Origin of the sequence: Chromobacterium phragmitis (assembly GCF_003325475.1) — a bacterium.
Classification (GTDB): Bacteria; Pseudomonadota; Gammaproteobacteria; order Burkholderiales; family Chromobacteriaceae; genus Chromobacterium; species Chromobacterium phragmitis.
In genome coordinates, this window is the sequence record NZ_CP029495.1 from 3,720,350 (window position 1) to 3,735,493 (window position 15,144).

Genomic DNA, 15,144 nt, shown 5'->3' on the forward strand with positions numbered 1-15,144 from the left:
ACGATAACTTGACGTTTACGTCAACGTCAACAGACAATGCGATAAAAGCGGGCGACTGTGGCGCGCGTGGCCGCCGCCGGAAATAGAGAGGGACAAACGCATGGGCGAACAGGTTTTCAACATCACAGAACTCGCGCAGGAATTCGACATCACCACCCGCGCCATCCGCTTCTACGAGGACCAGGGCCTGCTGGAGCCGGAGCGGGCGGGACAGCGCCGCATCTACAACCGGCGCGACCGCGTGCGGCTGATGCTGATTCTGCGCGGCAAGCGCATCGGCCTCTCGCTGCAGGAGATACGCGAGCTGTTCGCGTTGTACGACGCGGCGCGCGACGACGCGCCGCAATTGCAGGAGTTCATCCGCATCCTGGCGCGCAAGGAGCAGCAGCTCTTGGCGCAGATGGAGGACATCAAGGTGGTGCTGACCGAAATCGGCCAGTTGCGCGGCCAGTGCGAAAAATCGCTGGGCAAGCGCGCCAACGGCCACAACCAAGCAAAGGAGCTGTGATGCAGCAACAGGAAATCGTGATCGTGGGCATGGCCCGCACCGCCATGGGCGGCTTCCAGGGCGCGTTGGCCGGCTTGACCGCCAGCCAGTTGGGCGCGGCAGCCATCCGCGCGGCGGTGGAGCGCGCCGGCGTGGCCGCCGGCGACGTGGACGAGGTGATCATGGGTTGCGTGCTGCCGGCTGGCCAAGGCCAGGCGCCGGCGCGCCAGGCGGCGCTGGGCGGCGGCTTGCCGCAGGCCACGCCGTGCACCACCATCAACAAGATGTGCGGCTCCGGCATGAAGGCCATCATGATGGCGCATGACCAGTTGCTGGCCGGCAACGGCGATGTGCTGCTGGCCGGCGGCATGGAGAGCATGAGCAACGCGCCCTACCTGATGACGAAGGCGCGCGGCGGCCTGCGCCTGGGACACGGCGAGATCAAGGATCACATGTTCCTCGACGGCCTGGAGGATGCGTACCAGAAGGGCACGCTGATGGGCGTGTTTGCCGAGCAGTGCGCCGAGAAGTACGGCTTCAGCCGCCAGGACCAGGACGAATTCGCCATCGCCTCGCTGACCCGCGCGCAGCGGGCGATCCAGGGCGGCTTGTTCAAGGATGAAATCGCGGCGGTGACGGTGCCGGGCCGCGGCGGCGCTACCGTGGTGGATACCGACGAGCAGCCGCTGAAGGCCAATCTGGACAAGATTCCGACGCTGAAGCCGGCGTTCAAGAAGGACGGCACCGTGACGCCGGCCAACTCCAGCTCCATTTCCGACGGCGCCGCCGCGCTGGTGTTGATGACGGCGGCCGAAGCGGCTAAGCGCGGCCTGAAGCCCATCGCCCGCGTGGTGGGCCACAGCAGCTACGCCCATGAGCCGGGCTGGTTCACCACCGCCCCGGTGCACGCCATCGAGAAGCTGCTGGCCAAGACCGGCTGGAAGGCCGGCGAGGTGGACCTGTACGAGATCAACGAAGCCTTCGCGGTGGTGACGATGGCGGCGATGCACGACCTGAAGCTGCCGCATGACAAGGTGAATGTGCACGGCGGCGCTTGCGCGCTGGGCCACCCGATCGGCGCGTCCGGCGCCCGCATCGTGATCTCGCTGCTGTCGGCGCTGAAGCAGCGCGGCGGCAAGCGCGGCGTGGCCAGCCTGTGCATCGGCGGCGGAGAAGCCACCGCGCTGGCGGTCGAGCTGATCTAAGCGCTTCCCTCGCTGGCAATCGGGCCGCCGGGCATTCTCGCGGCCCGATTGTTTTGCGGCTTGCCTTGTCGTCGGCGATGGCGGATTTTGATAGAGTCGCACCATGCTGGCGCGTCGCCGCCGGCTGCTTTATCATCGCCCGCCTTTAGTGCCACAACGAAAGCCGCCATGAACGATAGCCTTGAAGCATTGCCGCCCGAAATCCAGCTGGACGATTACCTGGCCGAGCATAACGCCACCATCGTCACCACCGAGGGCAGCCATGCGGTATCGGTGCATGGCGAACTGGAGCTGGATGGCCATCGCATTCCTTACCACCTGGTGCCGGACGAGGGCTTCCTCGGCAAGAGCGGCAAATGGCGCAAGCTGTCGCCGGAAGACAGGCTGGCGCTGGTCAAGGAACGCTGGAACGAGGCCGCGCGCCTGAAGCTGGAGGCCTTGCTGGCGGCTTGCGCGCGCGAGGTGTTCGCGGTGGACGGCATCGACCCGCTGCGCGCGCTCAGCGCCTTCATGGCCAAGTACGAGCGCGCCAAAGTGCGCTGCACCATCGCGCTGGACCGGGTGGCCGCCGCCCGCGGCCGGCAGACCGCCGACAAGGCCGCCGCCAAGACCCGCGACGCGGTCAACTTGTCGCGCTACCCGGAATCCTTCGCCACCGCCTACGCGATGCAGCGCCACTTCATCGCGGTGCTGGGGCCGACCAACTCCGGCAAGACCCACGCGGCGATGGAGCACCTGCAAAAGGCCAAGAGCGGCGTTTATCTCGCGCCCTTGCGTTTGCTGGCGCTGGAGAACTACACCCGTCTGCAGGAGGCCGGCGTGGCGGTCAGCCTGATCACCGGCGAGCAGCGCAAGCTGCATCCGGACGCTACCCACGTCGCCAGCACGGTGGAAATGCTGAATCCCGAGCGGCAGGTGGAAGTAGCGGTGATCGACGAAATCCAGCTCTTGGACGACCCGGACCGCGGCGCGGCTTGGACTGCCGCCGTGTGCGGCGTGCCGGCGCAGACCATCTATCTGGTGGGCGCGCCGGAATCGCGGGAGGCGATAGAATCGCTGGTGGCGCGCGTGGGCGGCACGCTGGAAGTGCGCACGCTGGAGCGCAAGACTGCGCTGCAGATGGACAAGGCGCCGCTGCTGTCTCTGAAGAATCTGAAACCGGGGGACGTGCTGATCGCCTTCTCGCGGCGCGAAGTGCTGAACTGGCGCGACAAGGTGATCGAGCAGGGGCTGAGCGTGTCGGCCATCTACGGCAATCTGTCGCCGGAAGTGCGCCAGGCGCAGGCCGAGCGCTTCGTCGCCGGCGAAACCCAGGTGGTGGTGGCCACCGACGCCATCGGCATGGGGCTGAACACCCCGGCGCGGCGCATCATCTTCACTACCGCCAGCAAATGGGATGGCTACGCGGAGGGCATCATCGCCGCGCCGCTGGCCAAGCAGATCGCAGGCCGGGCCGGGCGCTTCGGCAAGCATGAAACCGGCTTTGTGGCTGGTTTCGACGGCCTCACCCACAAGACCATAGGCGCTTTGCTGCGCCAAAAAGCCGAACCGTTGCCCAATAACGGCTTCTTCGTCGCGCCCAGCCTCAAGTATCTGGAAGCCATCTCGCAGGCGACCGGCGAGGCCAAGCTCAAGGCTTTGCTGGGCCTGTTCGCCAAGCACATCAATGTGCACGACGAATTCTTCCTGCCGGCGAATCTGTCCGATCAGATGGAAAAGGCCGCGTGGCTGGATGCGCTGCCCTTGAGCCTGGCCGACCGTTATACCTTCAGCCTGTGTCCGATATCCACCAAGATTCCGATGCTGGAAAACGCGCTGCATGATTGGGCCGAACAGCATGCCCGCCGCAAGGCCGCGCCGCTGTTGCGCATGATGGGCACCGGCGGCCGCAACGAACTGCAGTACCTGGAAGACAGTTGCAAGCTGTACGCGGCCTATGCCTGGTTAGGGTATCGCCTGCCGGAAACCTTCCCGGATGGCGAAATGGCGCAACTCTTGATGCAGAGCACTTCGGAGCGCATCGACTCGCTGTTGCAGGTGCAAAATGCGCAGAAGCGCAAGGGCAAGCGCGGGGACGCGCCGCCGCGGCGCAAGCCGAAAGCGGGATCGGAGCGCCGCCGCAGCCGTTGATGCCGGAGGCGGCGGGCGTTTGGCCCTTGGTAGAAAACAAAAGCCCGCCTGAGCGGGGCTTTTGTTTTGTTGGGAGCGCTCAGGCAGTCGTGGAGATATTGGTGCTGGATACGCTGGGCTGCAGCAAGGACTGATTGGCCTGATATTGAGATACCGCCAACTGGCCGCTGCTGTTGCGGCGCTGGGCCTGCTCGACGCCCTGTGTGGCCTGCCTGGCGGGCGCGGTTGCGGTTTGGGCCGGAGTCGGCGCGGGAGCGGGCGCTTGAGCCGGCTGCTGCAGGGCGTTGGCTCCGGCTTGGCTTGTCTTTTGCGCGGCGGGAGCGGCCTGGGCGCTGACGCTGTTGTTGACGGCGCCGGCGGCTGCGTTGTTGGCTTCAGCGGGCGTCTGGTTGCCGTTGACTGCGGGAGCGGCGGCCGCGGCTGTCTCGGGCCGCGGAGCGGTCGCCAGCGCAGCCGCGGTGTTTTGCGCGGCAGGCGTCGGCGTAGGGGCAGCCGGCTGCGCGTTTTGCCGCGAGGCCTGTTGCGCCTGGTTGTTGGTCAACTGCTGCTGCAGCTGCTGTTCGACGCGGGCGGCGTCCGGGTTTTGGCGGACGGCGGCCTGGGTCTGAGGCGCGCTGGTGGCCTGCTGGGTGGCGGAGTGGCCGTTTTCCAGAGATGAGTGGACCTGCCGGGTGTTTAGCCCGGCATAAAGCGGTTGCGCGGCGGTATAGCCAACGCTCGCGATATTTGCCATGGCCATAGTCCCAATGTTCCTATATCGCTGATATTAGAACATTTTTTTGTTTTTGGTAAGTTTTATTCCTGTCTACTCGAACAGTACCAACTGCAACATGCGCTCGGCCATCTCATCCACGCCCAACTCGCCGTCTCGGCGATACCATTGCACGGTCCAGTGCAGGCTGCCGAGCAGCGTTCTTCTCAGCAGGCGGGTGTCTTGCTTGATCATGCCGGCTGCCGCGGCATCGTCCAACACCTGTTGCCACAGCGCTTCGTACCGGTCCCGCAACACCACCAGCGCGGGTTTGGCGGCGGCCGATACGCTGCGCCACTCGTACAGCATCACCTCCAGCGCTGCCTGATTGTCGCCCAGCAGGGAGTTCAGGTGGACGCGGAACAGCGCGGCCAGTTTGTCGCGCGGGGCGGCGGCTTGCGCCAGGGCGGCGGCTAATTGCTCGGTGGTGCTGGCGATGCCCAACGCCATCACCGCGACCAGGATCTCTTCTTTGGTGCGGAAGTGGTAGAACAGGCTGCCGGACTGCATGCCTACCGCGTTGCCCAGGTCGCGCACCGTGGTGCGCTCGTAGCCTTGGTCGCGGAATAGCGAGGCGGCGGCGCGGATCAGCTCCATGCGCCGGCTGTTTTCTTCTGGGGGGCGGGTGGGTTCCACTGCGCTCATGTCAGTCCTGTGTGATGGGGACGAGGGTGGGAAGCAGGCGTTGCGCGGCTTGCCACGCCATGTCCGGCTGCATTTTTTCCAGGCAGTCGGTATGGCCGTAGGGGCAGTTGCGCTCGAAACAGGGGCTGCAGTCCAGATTCAACGATACGATTTCGGCGCGTTTCGACAGCGGGGGCGTAAAGTCCGGGCTGGAGGAGCCATACAGCGCCACCAGCGGCTTGTCCAACGCGGCGGCGACGTGCATCAGGCCTGAGTCGTTGCACACCGCGAGCTTAGCCAAGCCCATCAGGTCGATCGCCTCGTCCAGTCCAGTGGCGCCGCAAAGATTGACCGCCGCGCCTTCCGCCAGGCGGGCGATGTCGTCGCCTATCGGCTTATCTTTGGACGAACCGAACAGCCATACCGAGTAGCCGGCGTTCCGGAAGCGCTGGGCCAGCGCCGCGAAGTGGCGGGCGGGCCAGCGTTTGGCCGGGCCGTATTCGGCGCCGGGACAGAAAGCGACGATGGGACGGGAAAGGTCCAGCCCCAGCTTGGCTGCCGCCTGGCGCTGCACCGCCGGCGTGGCGCTCAGTTGCGGGTTTGGAATAGGGCGCGGCAAGGGCTGGCCGCGGTCTTCCGCCAGCGCGCAGAAGCGCTCCACCATCATCGGCAGTTCTTGCTCGTCCAGTTCGCGGGCGTCGTTGAGCAGGCCGTAGCGCGATTCGCCGAGAAAGCCGGTGCGCAGCGGGATGCCGGCGAACAGCGGAATCAACGCCGATTTCAGCGAGTTGGGCAGCACTATCACCTGATCGAAGCGCTCGCGCGCCAGATGGCGGGCCACCTTCCAGCGTTCGACCAGACGCAGCGCGCCGTGGCCGAAGGGGTTGAGGTGGGATTGGGCCACTTCCGGCATCCGCGCCAGCAGCGGCAGGGTCCAGGCCGGCGCGAACACATGCAGCTCCAGTCCGGGGTGGCGCTGGTGCAGGCGACGGTACAGCGGCTGGGCCATCACGCTGTCACCGACCCAGGAGGGGCCGATGACCAGGATTTTCTTCTTCATGCGGTATTTCCGGTTCCAAACCCAAGCCGCCTGTCTGGTTCAGCGCGGCTTGGGTTTGGCGGCGGCAAGCAAAAAGGTGTGGCCCTGGCCACACCCTTTGCCCTCGAGGCCGGCGGCGGTCTCAGTGATGGTGGCCGGCCGGGCCGACCAGCTTGTACTTGGTGCCGCAGTAGGGACAGAGGGCTTCGCCGGTCTTGTGCACCGGCAGGTAGACGCGCGGATGCGAGTTCCATGCCTTCATGTCCGGCATCGGGCAGTGCAGCGGCAGGTCGTGCTGGGTGACTTCGATATAGCGTTCGGTATTTTCTTTCTGTTCTGCCATGGTCATTCCTTGTTGCGGCAAGCGGGTGTCCGAAATGCATGTGCCAGCAGGCCGGCGGGAACCGGTCGCTGCTGGCGCGCAGTGCGGATATTACCCGTTTTATTTCACGTATGTGAGCCAGTGTTCGTGTTCGGCGTCCAGGCCCTTGACGATGTTGAAGTAGCGCTTCTGGATCTCGGCTGTGATCGGGCCGCGGCTGCCGGCGCCGATCGGGCGGCGGTCCAGCTCGCGGATCGGGGTCACTTCGGCGGCGGTGCCGGTGAAGAAGGCTTCGTCGGCGCTGTAGACTTCGTCGCGAGTGATGCGCTTTTCGATCAGTTGCAGGCCCATTTCCTGGGCGATCTGCACCACGGTGTCGCGGGTGATGCCTTCCAGCGCGCTGGTCAGGTCCGGAGTATAAAGCTTGCCCTTGCGGACGATGAAGATGTTTTCGCCGGAGCCTTCGGCGACGAAGCCGTCCACGTCCAGCAGCAGCGCTTCGTCATAACCGTCCGCCGTGGCTTCGTTGTTGGCCAGGATGGAGTTCATGTAGTTGCCGTTGGCCTTGGCCTTGCACATGGTGATGTTGACATGGTGGCGGGTGAAGGAGCTGGTCTTCACGCGGATGCCTTTTTCCAGGCCCTCCTCGCCCAGGTAGGCGCCCCACGGCCAGGCGGCCACGATCACCTGCACATCGTTCTTCATCGGCGCCACGCCCAGCTTGCCGGAGCCGTAAAAGGCCATTGGGCGGAAGTAGCAGGATTTCAGGCCATTGGCTTTGACCACGTCCAGATGGGCCTGATTGATCTGCTCCGGGCTGAACGGCAGCGCCATGCCCAGGATCTTGGCGGAGCGGAACAGGCGTTCGGTATGGTCTTGCAGGCGGAAGATGGCCGGGCCTTTCGGGGTTTCATAGGCGCGCACGCCTTCGAACACGCCCATGCCGTAGTGCAGGGTGTGGGTCAGCACGTGGGTGGTGGCGTCGCGCCAGTCCACCAGTTTGCCGTCATACCAGATATATCCGTCGCGATCAGCCATCGACATCTCGGTCATCTCCTGTGTTGTGCTTGGTGTGGCGGCGGGTCGCCTGGGGCGCCCGCGCCGTGTTGATGGACCAGTGTATACCGTGGCCCGCGGCTTTGTGAACCCGCGCTCAGGAAAAATCGAGCGCTTGCTCGAAAACCTGTCCCCACAGTTCGCGGCCTCGCGCGTAGGCGTTCAGCAGCGACTGGTCGACGTCCACGGTTTTCCTGTCGTTGAGCCGCGCCGCGTGTTGCAGGCGGCGGTAATGCCGGTAGGCTGCGCGGGCGTCTTCGGCCAACTGCCGGTCTATCAGGCCGGCTTCGGCCGCCACCGCCAGCAGCGCGATGTTGCCGGTGTTGCCGGTGAAGGCGGGCAAGCGATGGGCATGGGCCAAGATCAGATATTGAACGATGAACTCGATGTCGATGATGCCGCCGCGGGCATTCTTCACGTCGCCCTCGTGCGCGGGGTGGCTGTCCAGCATCCGCTGCCGCATCGCCAGCACCTCGCCGCGCAGCTTGGCCGGATCGCGTTCCAGCGTGAGGATGGCGTGGCGTTCGGCCTCGAATTGCGCGCCGATGCCGGCATCGCCGGCGACGAAGCGGGCGCGGGTCAGCGCCTGGTGTTCCCATGCCCAGGCCTGGCTTTCCTGGTATTGGCGGAAGGCGGAAACGGAGCTGACCAAGAGGCCGCTGGCGCCGTTGGGCCGCAGCCGCAGGTCGATGTCGTACAGCACGCCGGCAGCGGTGGCGCTGGTCAGCCAGGTGGACAGCTTGCGCGCCAGTCGCGAGTACAGCTCTGGCGCGTCCGGGTGCTCGTCATCGTAAAGGAAGATGATGTCGAGGTCCGACGCGTAGCCCAGCTCCTTGCCGCCCAGTTTGCCGTAGCCTATCACCGCGAAGCGCGGGGTTTCGCAGTGGCGGGACGGAATATCCCGCCAGGCGTGGCGGACGGCGGCGGCCAGCACAAGATCGGCCAGCCGCGACAGTTCGTCGGACAGCGCCTCCAGCGTCCACATGCCGGCCAGGTCCTGTGCCACCAGGCGGAAGGTTTGCGCGTGCTGGAAGTGGCGCAAGGCATCCATCTTGGCTTCGACGTCGCCGTCGGCCTGGGCCAGTTGCGCTTCCAGCTGGGAGGCGAGCGCGGGCCAGTCTGGGGGGGCGTACAGCACTCGCGCGTCCAGCAATTCATCCAGCAGGATGGGGTGGCGGTTGAGATAGGCGGATACCCAGGCGCTGGACGAATACAGCGAGGCCAGCCGCTGCAGCGTCTGCGGGTATTCGGTGAGCAGCGCCAGGTAGGAGGCGCGCCGGCTGATCGTTTCCATCAGGACGATGATACGGGCCAGCGTGTCGTCTGCATTGGAGAAGCGCGCGGCCACTTCTATCAGGGCCGGCATCAGCGCGTCCAGCTTCTTGCGGCCGGCCTGCGGCATCTGCAGATAGCGCTGGCTTTGGGCGAGGCTGGTGAGCTGGCGCGAGACGGCTTGCGGGTCGGCGTAGCCCAGTTCGGCCAGCTTGGCTTCGGGACTCTGTTCGGCCACATCCAGCCAGAGTTCGGCCAACGGGTGGCTGGCGCTGTCCTCGCTGGGCAGGATGAACACTTGTTCGAAATGGCGGCTGACCTTGCGTCGCGTCTCGTCCAGGGCGTCGAGGAAGGCCGGCCAGTCCGGGTAGCCCATGCTGGCGGCGATCTTCTGCCGCGTGTCCGGCGCTTCCGGCAGGGTCTGGGTTTGCTGATCGTCCAGATACTGCAGCCTGTGCTCCAGATTGCGCAGGAAGGCGTAGGCTGATTGCAGCTCTTCCACGGCGGCCGGCTCCAGCAGCCGCAGCGCGGCCAGCCTGTCCAGCGTGGCGCGGGTGCCGCGCAGCTGCAGCGTGCGGTCGCGGCCGCCGCGGATCAACTGGAACACCTGGGCGATGAACTCAGCCTCGCGGATGCCGCCGGGTCCCAGCTTGATGTTGTCGGCCATGTCGCGCCGGGCCACTTCGCGGCGGATCTGCGCGTGCAGTTCGCGCATCGCGCCGTAGGCGTTGTAGTCCAGATACTTGCGATAGACGAAGGGGCGGACCAGCTGAGCCAGTCCGTCGGCGTCGCCGGTGAGGGCCTTGGCCTTGATCCAGGCATAGCGCTCCCATTCCCGGCCTTGGGAGAGCAGGTAGTTTTCCAGCGCGGCGAAGCTCATCACCAGCGGGCCGGAGTCGCCGTAAGGGCGCAGCCGCATGTCGACGCGGAATACCTGGCCGTCGGCGGTGGCGTCGTTGAGCAGGGCGATCAGCCGTTTGCCGAGCTGGGTGAAGTACTCGTGGTTGCTGGTTTTGCGCGCGCCGTCGGTTTCGCCGCCCTCCGGGTAGATGAAGATCAGATCGATGTCCGAGCTGGCGTTGAGCTCGCCGCCGCCCAGCTTGCCCATGCCGATGACGATCAACTGCTGAGGCTCGCCGCTGTCTTCGCCTATCGGCTGGCCGTACTGCGCCAGCGAGGCGGCGGCGCAGGCCAGGGATTGGCGGATGGCGAATTCCGCCAGCTGGCTGACCGTGGACACCACCTCGTCCAGCGCGGCCATCCCTTCCAGATCGCGGCAGATCAACCGCGCCATCACCGCCTGGCGCAGGCGGCGCAGCGCCGGGGCCAGCGTCTCAGGCGCGGCCAGTTCTGGCCAGTCGGCGAAGGCCTGCATATCCTCAAGGGTGAACGGCTGGCCCAGGCGCCGCTCCAGCCGTTCTCGTTCTTCGGGCCGCGCGGCCAGGAGCCGCGACAGATATTGGGAAAACTCGCAACTGCGGGCAATGGCAGCGCTCGGGTTTGCTGGCATAATAGCTCCGGACGGCTTGGCGCGGCATACCGCGCCGGGGGCGGCTGCGGCCGGTTTCGCGCCGTGTTTTTCCTAACGCCATTGTAACGGTTTGCCATTGTTGAAAAAGCCCTCGTCGCCGTTGTCCCATATCCACGTCCTGCGCGTGCTCAAGCGCAGCCTGCTGGTGATGGCCGTATCGCTGTTCACGGCCAGCGCGCTGGTGTTCGCCGCGTTTTCCGCCTTCACCTTCTGGCTGCTGCCCAATCTCGATCAATATCGGCCCCGGCTGGAGCAGAGCCTGTCCGGCGCGCTGGGACACCGGGTCAGCATCGGCCGTCTCAGCGGACGTTGGCTGGATGTGGCCCCCCAATTCGAGCTGTCCGGCGTCTCCATCGCCAATCCGGTATCCGGCCAGGCGCTGACGCTCAGCCGGGTCACGGTGCAGCCTTCGTGGACCTCGCTATGGGCCTGGGAGCCGCGCCTGGCGGTGCGGGTGGACGGACCGTCCGTTGAGCTGCGCCGCAGCGCGGCCGGAATCATCTATCTGAATGGCTTCGATCTCACCAGCGCGCCTTCCGGCGACAACGCGCTGGGCAATTGGCTGCTGCGGCAGCCCTCCCTGGAAATCCTGAACGCCAGGCTGAGCTGGCAGGACGAGAGGCTGGGCCTGCCCAGGCTGGATCTGCAGCGCGGGCAATTGACGCTGGAGCGACAGCTGCTGGGCCACCGCTTGCAATTGTCCGGCGTGCCGGCGGCCTCGTTGGGCAAGGGCTTCCAGTTGGGCGCGAACTGGCGCGGCGATGACATCAACGGCTGGCAGCAGTGGTCGGGCTCGGTCAAGGTGGCGCTCAACGGCGCCCGGGCGGACATTTGGTCGCGCTATATGCGGGAGCTGGGCGTGCTGCATAGAGGAGAGGGCGACGGCACGCTGGAGATATCGTTCTCGGACGGCAGCGTCAGCAGCCTGCAAGCCGATGTCAGCGTCCGCGACGCCGCCTACACGCCGCCCAGTTCACGCGAGCTGGCGCTGCCGCAGTTGCAAGGCAAGCTGCAACTGGACCGGCAATTCAACGGCAGTTACAAAATAGCGGCCAGCGACCTGACTCTGGCCAGCGCCACCGGGCTCGCTTTCGACAAGTCGTCGATCAAGGGGCAGTGGCGGCCGGGCGCCAAGGGCGGCGGAGAGTTGACGCTGGACAATGTCAACGTGGGCCATCTCACGCCTTTCATCCATGCGCTGGGCGTGGACGCCAATCCCCTGTTCGCGCGCTTCTCCCCCAGCGGCGCGCTGCACGAGGTGACGGTGGCCTGGCAGGGGCCTGTCGAAGCGCCGACCAGCTTCAAGGCGAAAAGCCGTTTCGAAGCGTTGGGATGGCAACCGTTCGGCGACCTGCCCGGCGTGTCCGGGGTGTCCGGGCGCATCGAGTTCAGCGAAGCCGGTGGCCGGCTGGCGCTGGATACCGGCAAGGCTGAAGTCAATTATCCGGCGGTATTCGCCCAGGCTCTGCCTTTCGACCGTCTGTCCGCCGATGTGGAGTGGTCGCAACGGGATGGAAAACTGGGCATCGATTTTCATAAAGTGGCCTTCGCCAACGCGGACTTGAGCGGCGAATTGCATGGCGGCTATCGCCATGCCGGAAGCGGGTCCGGCAGCGTGGACCTGAGCGCTTCGGTGGCGCAGCTGAAGGCGGCGAGAGTGGCGGCTTACCTGCCGCGTCATGTCGGCGAGCACACCGCCGGCTGGCTGAGGCAGGGTTTGCAGGATGGCATCGCCCGCAATGTGAAAATGAAGCTGGCCGGCGATCTGGATCAGTTTCCCTTCGCCGGCGGCAAAGGCGGCGAATTCCTGGTGGAGGCCGACATCGAGAAGGCCAGGCTGCTGTTCCAGCCCGGCTGGCCGACGATAGACGACATCGACGCCAAGCTTCGCTTCCGCAATGAGGGCATGCAGGTGCTGGCGCAAAAGGCGAGCACCGCGGGCGTGCCCTTGCGCGACGTGTCGGTAGGCATAGACGAGCTGGGGGCCGACGTGCCCTGGCTGAAGATAGACGGCCGGGTGGACGACAGGCTGGATCGCATGCTGGCCTACACGGCCAAGAGCCCGGTGGACGGTTGGCTGGGCGGCTTCACCGGCCGCGCGCGCGCCACCGGGGCGGCTGCCTTGCAGTTGAAGCTGGAGGTGCCGCTGTCCGGCAATGAGAATGTGAAGGTGCGCGGCGATCTGGATTTTCATGGCAACCAGCTGAAATTGGGCGGCTTGCCGTTGCCCGAACTGAACGCGGTGCAGGGGCGCCTGACTTTCACCGAGCGCGGAGTGGACAGCAAGGGATTGCAGTTGAAAGCTTTCGGCGGGCCTTTCCGTCTGGCCGCGCGCACCGGGGCCGACAAGCGCATGCGATTCGAGGTGGCCGGGGAGGCGGACGGCAAGGCCGTCTTGCGGCAATACCTGCCGCCGCTGGCGGCGCTGGCCGGAGGGCATGCCCGTTTCGAAGGGCAGTTCGCGGTGCGCGACGGTCTGGAGAGTTTGGCGTTGACGTCCAGCCTGAAGGGATTGTCGCTGGATGCGCCCAAGCCTTTCGGCAAGGCCGCGGACGATTCGATGCCGCTGCAGCTGCAATTGAAGCCCGCGCCGGCGCGCTTCCCCGGCGCGATGCGGCTGGAGTTTCAGCTGGCCGAACAGATGGCCGGGCAGTTGCGGCTGGGACCGGACGGGGAGTTGCAGGCCGGCGCGTTGGGCATAGGCCGCCGCGCGGGGGAATTGCCGGCGAATGGCCTGGCGTTGAGGCTGCAGTTGCCGCGCATCGATCTGGATGAGTGGCTGCCATGGAGCGCTCGGTTAAATGGAGGCATGGCGCAGCCGCAAAGCGGAATGCCGCTGCTGATAGACATCGACACGCCGGAACTGTCGGCCGCCGGCTTCACGCTGCATCAGGTAAGCGCCAAGATGGCGAACCGCGGCTCGGGCGGGCAGTGGGGCGCGCAATTGCGCTCGCGCGAGGCCGCGGGGGAATTGGATTATTTGGCGGAAGGCGCCGGCCAGCTGCATGCCAACCTGAGCAGGTTGGCCTTGAATTGGCCGCTGCGGGCGGAGGGGAGTTCGACGCCGTCCGCTTTGAAACAGCAACTGCCGGCGATGAAAGTGCATATCGGCGAGTTGTTGTTGCGGAACCGCAGCATCGGCCAGCTGGACATGATGGCGCGCCGCGACGGCAGCGTCTGGCGGATGGACCCGTTGAAACTGGTCGCGCCGGAGGGCACGCTTGCCGGCAGCATGCTGGTGGACGAGAAGGGCGAGGGGCAGGTGGATAGCCATTTCACGTTGGATGTGAGCAATGCGGGCAAGCTGATGGCTCGTTTCGGCCAGGGGGATGTGTTCCGCAACGGCCAGGGGCGCTTGTCCGGCCAACTGAGCTGGCCCGGCGGATTGAGCGATCTGGACGCGGCCCATTTGTCAGGCCAGATGGAGCTGGATTTCAAGAGCGGCCGCTTCGCCAAGGTGGACCCGGGCGCGGCGCGGCTGTTGGGCGCGCTCAGCCTGCAGTCTTTGCCGCGGCGCATTCGTCTGGATTTCACCGACGTCTTCAGCGACGGCTTCGCCTTTGATACCCTGCAAGGCAAGGCCAGCGTGAATGACGGCGTATTCAGGTCGGACAAGGTGGAAATGAAGAGTCCGTCGGCCGAAGTCAACATCGCCGGCAGCGTGGATCTGGCCAAGGAAACCCAGGCGCTGAAAGTGAAAGTGGTGCCCCATGTGGCGGAAAGCGTGGCGCTGGCCGCCGGCGCCGCGCTGCTCAATCCCGTGGTGGGCATCGCCACGCTCGCGGCGCAGAAGGTGCTGCAGGATCCCGTGGGCAAGATATTGTCGCTGGAATACGAAGTGAGCGGATCGTTGAAGGACCCGCAGGTGAAGCGGGTGAATGTCGGCGATCCGGTCAGGATCAAGGGGAGAAAACCATGAAGCAGAAGTTCATTGCCGCATCGGTGCAAATGGTGTCAGGTTGCGGCGTGGAGGCCAATCTGGCCAAGGCTGACCAGCTATTGGCTGAAGCCTCGGCGCGGGGCGCGAGCCTGGCCGTGCTGCCCGAGTACTTTTGCCTGATGGGGGCGAAGGAAACCGACAAGGTCGCCGTGCGCGAGGCCTACGGCGACGGCCCCATCCAGCAGGCGCTGGCTGGGATGGCGCGACGCCATGGGCTTTGGCTGCTGGGCGGCACCGTGCCGCTGGCGTGCGAGGAGCCAGGCAAGGTGCTCAACAGCAGCCTGCTCTACAATCCGCAGGGAGAAGTGGCGGCGCGCTATGACAAGATCCACCTGTTTGGCTTTACCGGGCAGGGAGAAAGCTATTGCGAATCCAACACCATCCAGGCGGGCGTGACGCCGACCAAGGCGGACACGCCGCTGGCCGACATCGCTTTCGGCATCTGCTACGACCTGCGTTTCCCCGAGTTGTTCAGGATGCTGGCTCCGTTCGATCTGTTGATCCTGCCGGCGGCGTTCACCGCCACCACAGGCGAAGCGCACTGGGAGCCGTTGCTGCGAGCCCGGGCGATAGAAAATCAGTGTTACCTGATCGCCTCCGCTCAGGGCGGCAGGCATGAAAACGGCCGCCAGACCCATGGCCACTCGATGATCATCGATCCCTGGGGGCGCATCCTCGCCGAACTGCCCGGCGGCGAGGGCGTGATCACCGCCGAGATCGACCCCGAATTGACGCACTCGGTGCGCGACCGCCTGCCGGCGCTGGCGCACCGGGTCATACGCTGAAA

At 65.7% G+C, this 15,144-nt stretch carries 11 protein-coding genes; 5 read left to right on the forward strand and 6 right to left on the reverse strand.

Features of this window, described 5'->3' with window-relative positions:
• The first annotated feature begins 100 nt into the window (after window positions 1-100).
• The 3 genes from DK842_RS17560 (at window position 101) to DK842_RS17570 (ending at window position 3,822) form a co-directional block, all read left to right on the forward strand.
• On the forward strand, window positions 101-508 hold the full coding sequence (locus DK842_RS17560; RefSeq protein ID WP_114062615.1) for a MerR family transcriptional regulator: 408 nt from the start codon (window positions 101-103) through the stop codon (window positions 506-508).
• Window positions 508-1,692, forward strand: coding sequence for an acetyl-CoA C-acyltransferase (locus DK842_RS17565; RefSeq protein WP_114062616.1), 1,185 nt, complete (start codon window positions 508-510; stop codon window positions 1,690-1,692). The genes DK842_RS17560 and DK842_RS17565 overlap by 1 nt, the downstream gene beginning before the upstream one ends.
• A gap of 168 nt (window positions 1,693-1,860) precedes the next feature.
• Window positions 1,861-3,822: a helicase-related protein gene (locus DK842_RS17570; protein ID WP_114062617.1), complete on the forward strand. Its 1,962-nt coding sequence runs from the start codon at window positions 1,861-1,863 to the stop codon at window positions 3,820-3,822.
• Window positions 3,823-3,901: 79 nt separating this feature from the next.
• Here the strand turns inward: DK842_RS17570 and DK842_RS17575 are convergent, their stop codons facing one another.
• The 6 genes from DK842_RS17575 to glnE form a co-directional block, all read right to left on the reverse strand.
• Window positions 3,902-4,555, reverse strand: coding sequence for a hypothetical protein (locus DK842_RS17575; protein ID WP_145964066.1), 654 nt, complete (start codon window positions 4,553-4,555; stop codon window positions 3,902-3,904).
• 72 nt (window positions 4,556-4,627) lie between these two features.
• Window positions 4,628-5,218 carry a TetR/AcrR family transcriptional regulator gene (locus DK842_RS17580; protein ID WP_114062619.1) on the reverse strand — a complete coding sequence of 197 codons (591 nt, stop codon included), beginning with the start codon at window positions 5,216-5,218 and terminating at the stop codon, window positions 4,628-4,630.
• Between the two features lies 1 nt (window position 5,219).
• Window positions 5,220-6,257, reverse strand: coding sequence for a lipopolysaccharide heptosyltransferase II (waaF, locus tag DK842_RS17585; protein WP_114062620.1), 1,038 nt, complete (start codon window positions 6,255-6,257; stop codon window positions 5,220-5,222).
• 121 nt (window positions 6,258-6,378) lie between these two features.
• Window positions 6,379-6,579, reverse strand: coding sequence for a zinc-finger domain-containing protein (locus DK842_RS17590; protein WP_114062621.1), 201 nt, complete (start codon window positions 6,577-6,579; stop codon window positions 6,379-6,381).
• Window positions 6,580-6,678: 99 nt separating this feature from the next.
• Complete coding sequence (locus DK842_RS17595) at window positions 6,679-7,602, reverse strand: branched-chain amino acid transaminase (protein WP_114063788.1); 924 nt, start codon at window positions 7,600-7,602, stop codon at window positions 6,679-6,681.
• A gap of 109 nt (window positions 7,603-7,711) precedes the next feature.
• Window positions 7,712-10,396 (reverse strand): bifunctional [glutamate--ammonia ligase]-adenylyl-L-tyrosine phosphorylase/[glutamate--ammonia-ligase] adenylyltransferase, encoded by a 2,685-nt coding sequence (gene glnE, locus DK842_RS17600; RefSeq protein ID WP_114062622.1) that lies wholly within the window; start codon window positions 10,394-10,396, stop codon window positions 7,712-7,714.
• A 100-nt stretch (window positions 10,397-10,496) separates the two neighbouring features.
• Here glnE and DK842_RS17605 point away from each other — a divergent pair, with 100 nt between their 5' ends.
• Together DK842_RS17605 and DK842_RS17610 are read left to right on the forward strand one after the other, a co-directional pair.
• Window positions 10,497-14,336, forward strand: coding sequence for a YhdP family protein (locus DK842_RS17605; protein WP_145964067.1), 3,840 nt, complete (start codon window positions 10,497-10,499; stop codon window positions 14,334-14,336).
• Window positions 14,333-15,142: a carbon-nitrogen hydrolase family protein gene (locus DK842_RS17610; RefSeq protein WP_114062624.1), complete on the forward strand. Its 810-nt coding sequence runs from the start codon at window positions 14,333-14,335 to the stop codon at window positions 15,140-15,142. The genes DK842_RS17605 and DK842_RS17610 overlap by 4 nt, the downstream gene beginning before the upstream one ends.
• Window positions 15,143-15,144 lie beyond the last annotated feature (2 nt).

What these genes read in the sequence shown, in the direction of transcription:
- DK842_RS17595 (WP_114063788.1), bottom strand. Translation starts at nt 7,602, where the DNA reads ATGTCGATGGCTGATCGCGACGGATATATCTGGTATGACGGCAAACTG.
- DK842_RS17560 (WP_114062615.1), top strand. Translation starts at nt 101, where the DNA reads ATGGGCGAACAGGTTTTCAACATCACAGAACTCGCGCAGGAATTCGAC.
- glnE (WP_114062622.1), bottom strand. Translation starts at nt 10,396, where the DNA reads ATGCCAGCAAACCCGAGCGCTGCCATTGCCCGCAGTTGCGAGTTTTCC.
- waaF (WP_114062620.1), bottom strand. Translation starts at nt 6,257, where the DNA reads ATGAAGAAGAAAATCCTGGTCATCGGCCCCTCCTGGGTCGGTGACAGC.
- DK842_RS17565 (WP_114062616.1), top strand. Translation starts at nt 508, where the DNA reads ATGCAGCAACAGGAAATCGTGATCGTGGGCATGGCCCGCACCGCCATG.
- DK842_RS17590 (WP_114062621.1), bottom strand. Translation starts at nt 6,579, where the DNA reads ATGGCAGAACAGAAAGAAAATACCGAACGCTATATCGAAGTCACCCAG.
- DK842_RS17610 (WP_114062624.1), top strand. Translation starts at nt 14,333, where the DNA reads ATGAAGCAGAAGTTCATTGCCGCATCGGTGCAAATGGTGTCAGGTTGC.
- DK842_RS17580 (WP_114062619.1), bottom strand. Translation starts at nt 5,218, where the DNA reads ATGAGCGCAGTGGAACCCACCCGCCCCCCAGAAGAAAACAGCCGGCGC.
- DK842_RS17575 (WP_145964066.1), bottom strand. Translation starts at nt 4,555, where the DNA reads ATGGCAAATATCGCGAGCGTTGGCTATACCGCCGCGCAACCGCTTTAT.
- DK842_RS17570 (WP_114062617.1), top strand. Translation starts at nt 1,861, where the DNA reads ATGAACGATAGCCTTGAAGCATTGCCGCCCGAAATCCAGCTGGACGAT.